This window comes from Hyphomicrobiales bacterium (genome assembly GCA_030688605.1).
Classification (GTDB): Bacteria; Pseudomonadota; Alphaproteobacteria; order Rhizobiales; family NORP267; genus JAUYJB01.
In genome coordinates this window covers 1-9,361 of record JAUYJB010000076.1, presented here as the reverse complement: position 1 = coordinate 9,361, position 9,361 = coordinate 1, and the positions used below count along the sequence as shown (strand labels likewise).

8 protein-coding genes, 1 tRNA gene and 1 pseudogene are annotated in these 9,361 nt (G+C 63.7%); 6 read left to right on the top strand and 4 right to left on the bottom strand.

Going from position 1 to position 9,361, the window contains the following annotated elements; translation table 11 throughout:
- The 3 genes and pseudogenes from Q8P46_09065 (at position 1) to Q8P46_09055 (ending at position 960) form a co-directional block, all read left to right on the top strand.
- Positions 1-262, top strand: a pseudogene (locus Q8P46_09065) (IS3 family transposase).
- Between the two features lie 263 nt (positions 263-525).
- A complete protein-coding gene (locus Q8P46_09060) occupies positions 526-762 on the top strand; it encodes a DUF1902 domain-containing protein (protein MDP2620312.1) in 237 nt (78 codons plus the stop codon).
- Positions 763-960 carry a type II toxin-antitoxin system HicA family toxin gene (locus Q8P46_09055; GenBank protein ID MDP2620311.1) on the top strand — a complete coding sequence of 66 codons (198 nt, stop codon included), beginning with the start codon at positions 763-765 and terminating at the stop codon, positions 958-960. It abuts the gene before it with no gap.
- Positions 961-1,153: 193 nt separating this feature from the next.
- Here the strand turns inward: Q8P46_09055 and cysN are convergent, their stop codons facing one another.
- Together cysN and cysD are read right to left on the bottom strand one after the other, a co-directional pair.
- Positions 1,154-3,058 carry a sulfate adenylyltransferase subunit CysN gene (gene cysN / locus Q8P46_09050; protein ID MDP2620310.1) on the bottom strand — a complete coding sequence of 635 codons (1,905 nt, stop codon included), beginning with the start codon at positions 3,056-3,058 and terminating at the stop codon, positions 1,154-1,156.
- Positions 3,058-4,008: a sulfate adenylyltransferase subunit CysD gene (gene cysD, locus Q8P46_09045; GenBank protein ID MDP2620309.1), complete on the bottom strand. Its 951-nt coding sequence runs from the start codon at positions 4,006-4,008 to the stop codon at positions 3,058-3,060. Before cysD ends, cysN begins: the two co-directional genes overlap by 1 nt.
- Before the next feature lie 267 nt (positions 4,009-4,275).
- On the opposite strand from cysD, the gene Q8P46_09040 reads away from it, so the two are divergent.
- Entirely contained in the window at positions 4,276-4,971 is a 696-nt protein-coding gene (locus Q8P46_09040) for a CBS domain-containing protein (GenBank protein ID MDP2620308.1), read from the top strand.
- Positions 4,972-5,267: 296 nt separating this feature from the next.
- Positions 5,268-7,961, top strand: coding sequence for a non-ribosomal peptide synthetase (locus Q8P46_09035; GenBank protein MDP2620307.1), 2,694 nt, complete (start codon positions 5,268-5,270; stop codon positions 7,959-7,961).
- Here the strand turns inward: Q8P46_09035 and Q8P46_09030 are convergent.
- Both Q8P46_09030 and Q8P46_09025 read right to left on the bottom strand, forming a co-directional pair.
- Positions 7,940-8,014: transfer RNA gene (locus tag Q8P46_09030), tRNA-Val, on the bottom strand. The two genes, Q8P46_09035 and Q8P46_09030, sit on opposite strands and share 22 nt — an antisense overlap.
- 84 nt (positions 8,015-8,098) lie before the next feature.
- On the bottom strand, positions 8,099-8,458 hold the full coding sequence (locus Q8P46_09025; protein MDP2620306.1) for a response regulator: 360 nt from the start codon (positions 8,456-8,458) through the stop codon (positions 8,099-8,101).
- Between the two features lie 206 nt (positions 8,459-8,664).
- Here Q8P46_09025 and Q8P46_09020 point away from each other — a divergent pair.
- Positions 8,665-9,361, top strand: a 697-nt coding sequence (locus tag Q8P46_09020) for an N-formylglutamate amidohydrolase (protein ID MDP2620305.1), incomplete at its 3' end; no start/stop codon positions are given.

Here is a 9,361-nt window from a genome sequence, read left to right as displayed (position 1 = left end):
GGAGCGCAAGGCGATGGTCGTGCGCGGCCACCCTGGTCTGAGCTTGAGCCGTCAATGCAAGGTTCTGTCGATCGGCCGCTCGTCGCTCTACTACGCGCCGAAGGGCGAGAGCCCTGAGAACCTGGCGCTGATGCGGCGGATCGACGAGCTGTTCCTGAAGTATCCGTTCTAGGGCTCTCGCCAGATGGCGCGGCAGCTGCGCCGTGATGGCATTGCCGTCGGCCGTCACCGGGTGCGGCGGCTGATGCGCCTCATGGGGCTGGAGCGGAGTTTCGAGTTTCGGCGGTTTCGGTGCGGTTTCGGTGACAGGCGGAGTTTCGGTGACAGTGCATTTAATTCGGTCAATACGCTCTGCGGGCGTTTCGGTGACAGTACATTTAATTCGGTCAATACGCTCTGCGGCGATGGACAATTAAGTGCACTGTCACCGTAATTGCGTAATTGAATATACCGTTCCATTCCGGCAATTGCTGTGACGTTCGCCGCAGCTATGATAGGATTCCTGAAGTCAGACAAGGTGTCAGCATGGCCAAACCGGTAATCTTCACGATTTCCGCCGCGTGGGACGACGAGGCGGCGGTGTGGACCGGACATAGCGACGACATCCCGGCCGCCGCCGAGGCGCCGACGCTCGACGGACTGTTGGCGAAGATATCGGCGATGGCGCTGGACCTCCTGCCCGACAATCATCCGGGCGTCGATCCCGCCTCGCTCTATCTGCAGATCACCGCGTTGCGCGAAGCCGAGCCCGCAGCCGCCTGAATGGCTCCGCAGTTCGATCGGCCGCTGCGCGAAGTGTTGCGCGCAGCGGGATGCAGGCTCGTCCGGCAAGGCAAGGGCAGCCACGAAATCTGGCACAGTCCGATCACCGAAAGAAACTTTCCCGTACCGGTTGGAATTGCCAGCCGCCACACGGCCAATGCCGTTCTGCGGCAGGCGGGACTGCCGAAGGCGTTTTGATGCCGCGCGAATTGCACTCGGTTATCGCAACCGGCGCGGCCCGGATAAGCTCACAGGGCGGATTGGCGCGGCGTCATCCGCCGTTCCGGCCGGCAACATGGCGGGTTACGGCTTCGCCAAATCCGCCCTACGAATCTGATCGTATACGCCTACCAAATTCTTCCATCGGAGAAGACTTATTCGTGCACGCCGTCTACCCCAAATACCCGCCCTCCGAGAGATAGGCGATGATCTCTTCCGCGACCGCTTCCGGCTTGCGGTCGGTGGTGTCGACGCGGATCTCGGCGTCGCGGGGGATCTCGTAAGGCGAGTCGATGCCGGTGAAATTCTTGATCTCGCCGGCCATCGCCCGCTTGTAGAGGCCCTTGGGGTCGCGCGCGGCGCACACCTCGATCGGCGTGTCGACGAACACCTCGACGAACTCGCCCTTGTCGACCAGCTCTCGCGCCATCCGCCTTTCCGAGCGGAACGGCGAGATGAAGGAAACGAGCACGATCAGCCCGGCATCGACGAACAGCTTCGCCGTCTCGGCGACGCGGCGGATGTTCTCGACCCGGTCGGCGTCGGTGAAGCCGAGGTCGCGGTTCAGCCCGTGGCGCACATTGTCGCCGTCGAGCGTGTAGGTGTGGCGGCCAAGCGCGTGCAGCTTCTTCTCCACCAGATTGGCGATGGTCGACTTGCCGGCGCCGGACAGGCCGGTGAACCACAGCATGCACGGCCGCTGGTGCTTCATCTCGGCGCGCGCGCCCTTGTGAATGTCGAGCGCCTGCCAGTGCACGTTGGTGGCGCGCCTGAGGCCGAAGCGGATCATGCCGGCGGCGACGGTGGCGTTGGTGAACCGGTCGATGAGAATGAACGCGCCGGTGGCGCGGTTTTCCTCGTAGGCGTCGAAGGCGATCGGCTCGGCGAGCGACAGGTTGCAGAAGCCGATCTCGTTGAGATCGAGCGATTTGCTCGCCAGTTCGCTGAAACTGTTGACATCGATCTTGTGCTTGAGCCCGGTGACGGTGGCGCGCACCGTGCTGGTCCCGCATTTGAGCTGGTAGGGACGCCCGGGCAGGAGCGGGTCCTCGCTCATCCAGATGATGTGGGCGGCGATCTGATCGGCGACCTCGGGTCGCGCGTCGGCGGCGCAGATGAGGTCGCCGCGGCTCACGTCGATGTCGTCCTTGAGCACCAGCGTTACCGCCTCTCCGGCGCCGGCCTCGGCGATCTTGCCGTCCATGGTGACGATGTCCTTGACCTGCGACATGCGTCCCGACCTGGCGATGATGACCTTGTCGCCGGCGCGGAGCGAGCCGCTCGCCACGGTGCCCGAATAGCCGCGGAACTCCGAGTTCGGCCGGTTGACCCACTGCACCGGAAAGCGCAAGGGCGGCTCTTCCTTCTCCGCGCCGATTTCGATCGCCTCCAGATGGTCGAGCAGGCTCGGGCCCATATACCAGGGCGTGTTTGTGCTGCCGGCAATCACATTGTCGCCGTGGCGCGCCGACATCGGGATGCCGACCACGGTGGTAAAGCCCAGGTTGCGGACGAATTTCCGGTACTCGTCGTAGATTTCGCGAAAGCGCGCCTCCGAATAGCCGACGAGATCGATCTTGTTGACGGCAAGCACCACATGGCGGATGCCGAACAGCGAGACGATGTAGCTGTGCCGGCGGGTTTGGGTGAGGATGCCGGCGCGGGCATCGACCAGGATCACGGCGAGTTCCGAGTTCGAGGCCCCGGTCGCCATGTTGCGGGTATATTGCTCGTGGCCCGGCGTGTCGGCGACGATGAAGCTGCGCTTGTCGGTGGCGAAGAACCGGTAGGCGACGTCGATGGTAATGCCCTGCTCGCGCTCCGCCTGCAGGCCGTCGACGACGAGCGCCAGATCGACGTCGTCGCCGGTGGTGCCGTATTTGCGGCTGTCCGTCTCCAGAACCGCGAGCTGGTCGTCGAACAGAAGCTTGGTGTCGTATAACAGCCGCCCGATCAGCGTCGACTTGCCGTCATCGACGCTGCCGCAGGTGAGAAACCGCAGGATGCCCTTGCTCTCCTGGGCGGCGAGATAGGCGCTCAGCGCCTCCGGCGCGGGCTTCTCCGCGGGCTTGGCCATCAGAAATAGCCCTCGCGCTTCTTCTTTTCCATCGAGGCAGCGGTGTCGTGATCGATCAGCCGGCCCTGGCGTTCGGACGAGCGCACCGTCAGCATCTCGGCGACGATCTCAGGCAGAGTGGTGGCGGTCGATTCGATCGCCGCCGTCAGCGGGTAGCAGCCGAGGGTGCGGAAGCGCACCATTTTCGCCTCCGGCTTTTCCCTCGGCTCAAGCCGAAGCCGCTCGTCATCGACCATGATCCACATGCCGTCGCGCTTCACCACCGGCCGCACGGCGGCGAAATAGAGGGGCACGATGGGGATGTCCTCGGCCATGATGTATTGCCAGATGTCGAGCTCGGTCCAGTTGGACAGCGGAAAGACGCGGATCGACTCGCCGGTCTTGATGCGGCCGTTGAAGAGCGACCACAGCTCCGGGCGCTGGTTCTTCGGGTCCCAGCTATGGCTGGCGCTGCGGAACGAATAGACGCGCTCCTTGGCCCGCGATTTTTCCTCGTCCCGCCGCGCGCCGCCGAAGGCGGCATCGAAGCCATGGCGGTCGAGCGCCTGTTTCAGCGCCTCGGTCTTCATGACCTGCGTGTAGTGGTTGGAACCGTGGCTGAACGGGTTGATGCCGCCGCGCACGCCCTCCTCGTTGGTATGCACGATGAGCTCGAGCCCGAGGCGCCGCGCGGTTTCGTCGCGAAACGCGATCATGTCCTTGAACTTCCAGGTCGTGTCGACATGCAACAGCGGAAAGGGCGGCTTGGCCGGATAAAACGCCTTCATCGCCAGGTGCAGCATGACCGAGGAGTCCTTGCCGATCGAATAGAGCATGACCGGATTGTCGAACTCGGCCGCGACCTCGCGGAAAATGTAGATCGATTCCGCTTCGAGGCGCTTCAGGTGGGAATGGCGGGAGACGGACACGCCTGTTCTTTCTCCAGAACGATTGTTTGATAAAACGTACACCAGCCGCTTCTATAGTCGCACTTCATAGCGCCCGCAAGGTCACGTACACAAGCCAAAGCCATCGCCACGCAGCGATGACGCCGGGTTGCGTCCGGGACCGCCGGCGCGGGTCGGGCGCATGCCCCTTGCAGCTTGCTCGGCAGCGCTGCGACACAGCATCGCACAAGCTTCCGCATCGCTGCGGTCATGGCCGTTGCCGCCTATATGTTTTTGAGCCTATTGTTTTTGCGAATTTCCGCCGTCGATAGAATACGCAAGGAGCGAAAAATGCAGGCCAGGGACATCATGACGACAAGAGTGATCACCGTCGCCCCGGACACCGATATTCGCGAGGCGGCAAAGAGCCTTCTCGACAACCGCATCAGCGCCATGCCGGTCATCGACAAGGACGGAAAGCTGGTCGGCGTCGTCAGCGAAGGTGACCTGATGCGGCGGCCGGAGGCGAGCACCGGGCGGCACCATTCCTGGTGGTTGGACCTGCTCGCGAGCCCGCGCGAGCGGGCGCTCAGATATGTCAAGGAGCACAGCCGCCGCGTTGGCGATATCATGACCCACAAGGTGATCGCGGTTAGCGAGGATGCCGACCTTGAATCGATCGCCGAGACCTTGGAGAAGAACCGCATCAAGCGGGTGCCGGTGGTCAAGGACGGCAAGGTGATCGGGATTGTCAGCCGCGCCAACCTGATGCGCGGGCTGATCGCGCGCGAGGCCGCTCCCCGGCACGCCGACGACCCCACCATCCGCTCGGCCATCGAAGCAGCGCTCGACGAGGTCGGAAACCTCGACAAGTACATCCATGTGGTCGTCTCCGGGGGCGTGGCGCATCTGTGGGGCGCGGTCGGTTCGAATGCCGAAAAGAATGCCGCCCGGGTTGCCGCCGAGAACGCCCCCGGGGTCAAGAGCGTCCGCGACGAGATCCGCGTGCTGCCGGTGAGTCTCAGCCAACTGGTGTGGGCCGACTGACCGCGCCCGGTCGAGCCGAGCCAGGCCGCCCGCGGAGTTGCCTGTAGGTTGAATGCCTTCGACGACCGGTTACCGGTCGCGCGCGCAGGGCTGCGCTGCTCTTGCAGGCTCTTGCCGCCTGCCACCGCTGATCTGGCTCACTCTTTTATCTCGGAAAAATCCAGCGATCGAGAACATTGACCCGGCAGAGGCTTCGGGGAATCATCGCAAGCAGAGCGGCGTTGTAGCTTTGGGGGCCTGCCGTCGCAGGACGTCGGGTCGCGTCTTTTCTTGGACATAGCCTTGTCGAGAGCGCCATGAACGCGCCCACGGTCGAGCTCGTAGGCGCTACGATTTGCGACGTGATCCGTCGCTGGGCTGAGATTCAGCCCGACGCGCCGGCGATCCTGGCCAAGGACCGGCCGCCCCTCAGCTATTCGATGTTCATCGGACGGATCGATCGAGTCCGCGAGGTTCTCAAATGCTCCGGACTCGGGCGCGGCGACCGAATTGCCATCGTTCACGGGCGCAGCGACGAGCTTTCGGTGCTGATCTTCGGGGTCATGAGCGGCGCGACTGCGGTGCCGCTCAATCCCAAACTCACGGCCGCTGAATTCCACAACCAGTTGCGGAGCTGTAAGGCGAAGGCGGTCGTCGTCGAAGACCGCCACCGCGGGGCCGTCGCCGACGCCGCGGCCCGCCTTGAGATACCGTGTTTTGATGCATCTGCATTTGGGCATTGCCCGGCGGGCGATACCGGCGGGGCGCCGCTAACGTCGACATTGTCGAAGCCGGATGATGTGGCCATCGTCTACGGCACCTCCGGAACGACGTCGCGCCCGAAGATCATACCCATTTGTCATCGCAATCTCATGCTCAGAATGGCGAAATCATTCGAATGGATCGCGATAGGCGCGGATGACAGATTTTTCACCTTGAGGCCGCTTTATTACGCCGGCGGTCATACAAACCTGTGCCGGGCGCTGTTTTCGGGCGGGAGCGTTTTCTTCTTCGATCAGGAAAGCAAGAATGTCAGCGCCAGGGATCTTGTCGATTCCGAGGCGACCTGGATGTCCGCGCCGCCGACCGTCTATCGCGCGATCCTCTCCGCCGAAGTCGGCTCCGACGGGCCCTATCGCAACCACAAGCTGCGCTTCTTGAGGAATTCGTCGAGCGGGCTCGATGCCAAGACGCAGAAATCGATCGAGGAGCTTTTCGGGGTGCCTCTCCTGCAGGCCTATTCGATGACGGAAACATGCTGGATTGCGGCCAATCCGCCGAATTTCGCCGGCAGGAAGTTCGGCTCGGTCGGTTTGCCGGTCATCGACGAGATCAAGATCATGGGCGCCGACGGCCGGACTGTCGCTCCCGGCGAGCGCGGCGAAGTTTTCGTGCGCGGCCCCACTGTTTTTGAAGGTTATGAAGGCGATCCCGAGGCCAATAGAGCAGCCTTCCTCGACGGGTGGTTCCGCACCGGCGACGAGGGGTTCTTCGACGAGGACGGTTATCTCGTCTTGACGGGCCGGATCAAGGAAATGATCGACCGCGGTGGCGAGAAGGTCAGTCCGGCCGAGGTCGATGCCGCGGTGATGGAGCACCCGGGGGTCGTCGAGGCCGCGACTTTCCCGATTCCGCATCCGACGCTCGGAGAAGAAGTTGCGGTCGCGGTGGTTCAAGCACCGGGGGCAGCGCTCAGCACCAGAGTGCTCAGCGATTTCCTTCTTGAGCGGCTTGCCGGCTTCAAGGTTCCGCGGCTGTTCGCTTTCGTCGATGTGATCCCAAAGAGCGAGACGGGCAAGCTGCAGCGCGCCAAGCTCGCCGACGCGCTCAAGATCAACGCCGATGCCGGGCCGCCGGCCGCCGAATGGGTGGAGCGACAGGCAACGCCTCTCGAGGTCCAACTTCGGACGATCTGGACCAAGACGCTGCGCCGCGACCGCCCGGTCGGTCTTGACGACAATTTCTTTCTGCTCGGCGGGGACTCGCTTCAGGCGGTGGAAATGTTCCTCGATGTCGAAAGGGCATTGAAGATGCGGCTGCCGGCGGCGGCTCTGTTCGAGGCGGGCACCGTGGCCGAGATGGCGCAGCTCATCGAACAGAGTGCGGTGCCCGGCTGCATCGTGCCGATCCAGCCGCAAGGAAGCCGCCCGCCTTTTTTCTGCGTTCACGGAAATGCGGGCGAAGTGATCGGCTTTCACCATCTTTCGCGACACCTTGGCCAGGACCAGCCCTTTTTCGCCATTCAATCGATCGGCTGGAACGGCGAGACGGTTCCCTTCACCTGCAGCGAGGACATGGCAGCCCACTATATCGCGGCAATCCGCCGGATTCAGCCCGAGGGTCCCTATTATATCGGCGGCTACTCATTTGGCGGCCGGATCGCCTGCTACATGGCCAGGGCGCTCAAGGCGGCCGGCGAGGAGGTCGCATTGCTGGCGCTGATCGATACCACCAACTATGTCGGCCGCATGCATGCGAGCTTGGATGAGTGGCTCGAGCGGCAGGGGGCAAACAAGGGCGCGCGCCGTGGGCTGCAGACCCTGCGCTACGGATGGTTTCGGACGCGCAAGCTGTGCGATGCCGGCTATGCGCGGGTGCGGCGGGCGATCTTGTTCCGGATCTGGGACCATTACCGAAAATCGGGCAAGACCCTGCCGCGCTTCCTGCGCCGGCCCGGCAGCGCCAACCGTCTCGTGCGCCTGGAGCACGCCACCATGCCGCCCTATGACGGCGATGCGGTCTATTTCAGGGCCGAATCGGGGGGGCGTCTGAAGGATGCGCCCGACGTGCGCGATTGCTGGGACCGCGTGATCAAGGGCCGCTTGGAAGTGCGCCCCATCCCGGGCAACCACGCAACCATCATCCAGGGAGCGCATGCCGCGTTCCTGGCGCGCGAACTTGCCGAAAGCATTGATCGGGCCCTGGCTTCGGCAGGGCCGGTGCGCCGCAAAGGTTCTCCAGGATTTTCTGACGCGGCGGCGGAGAAAAATGGTGGGCGTGGCTGGGATTGAACCAGCGACCCCTACGATGTCAACGTAGTGCTCTCCCGCTGAGCTACACGCCCGCAACGGTGCCTGTTCGGGAGGCCCGGCGCAGAGTTCCGCATATATCGGTAAGCACTGCCAGGCGCAAGTCCTGCGGCGGCGTCTCAGGCGGCGATCATGCGCTCCACCTGGTCGACGAGTTCGCGCAGATGGAACGGCTTGGAGAGGATCTTGGCGTCCTTGGGAGCGCGGGAATCCGGGTTCAGCGCCACCGCGGCAAAGCCGGTGATGAACATGACCTTGATATCCGGGTCGAGCTCCGTCGCCTTGCGGGCGAGCTCGATCCCATCCATTTCCGGCATGACGATATCGGTGAGCAGCAGCGTGAACGGCTCCTTGCGCAAGCGCTCGAAGGCGCTGCGCCCATTGTCGAAGGAGACCACCTCGTGACCGGCCTTTTGCAGCGCCTTCACAAGGAAGCGACGCATGTCCTCATCGTCTTCGGCAAGAATGATCCTGGTCATGAGTTGTGCGCGTCCAGCCGACAGGAATTGCCCCAATGGTTGAGCGATTAGGCGCAGCAATTGGTAAACAGCGGGTGAAACGCTTGGAAAATGCTCGCCGCGGACCCACGCACCCATGGACACCGGCGGCACGCCTTGGCTATGTTAGGCGACGATAAAGCACGCCGGCTACACCGCCTCGCACCCGCTTAACGGAAGAACCGCGCATGATCGCAAAAAAGGCGATTCCGGAGCTGGAAACGCCGTTGAGCCTCCAGGTGCCGGAGAGGATTTCCGCTCCGTTCCTGTTTTCCTCGCCGCACAGCGGACGCATCTATCCGCGCGCTTTCCTCGACGCCTCGCGGCTCGACGCCAATACGCTGCGCAAGTCGGAAGACAGTTATGTCGACGAGCTGTTCGAAGGCGTCGTCCCCCTCGGCGTTCCGCTCATAGGGGCGCTGTTCCCGCGCGCCTATCTCGACGTCAACCGCGAGCCCTTCGAGCTCGACCCGCGCATGTTCCTGCAGGCGCCGCCGGCCTATGCCAACATCCGCTCGGCCCGGGTCGCGGGCGGTCTCGGGACGGTGCCGAGGATCGTCGGCGAGGGTCAGGAGATCTATGCCGGGCGGATTCCGATCGACGAGGCGACCGGCCGGATCGAGGGCATCTACAAGCCCTATCACGAGCGCCTGCGCGGCCTCGTGGCGGCCACGCAGGCCCGCTTCGGCGTCGCGGCGCTGATCGACTGCCATTCGATGCCGGCCAGCATCCGCGTCGGCGATTCGGGCGTGCGGCCCGACTTCATCGTCGGCGACCGCTTCGGCGCCTCGGCCTCGGCGGCGATGACCGAGGCGGCGATCGGCATCCTGATCTCGCTCGGCTATACCGTGGCGCACAACCAGCCCTATGCCGGCGGCTTCATCA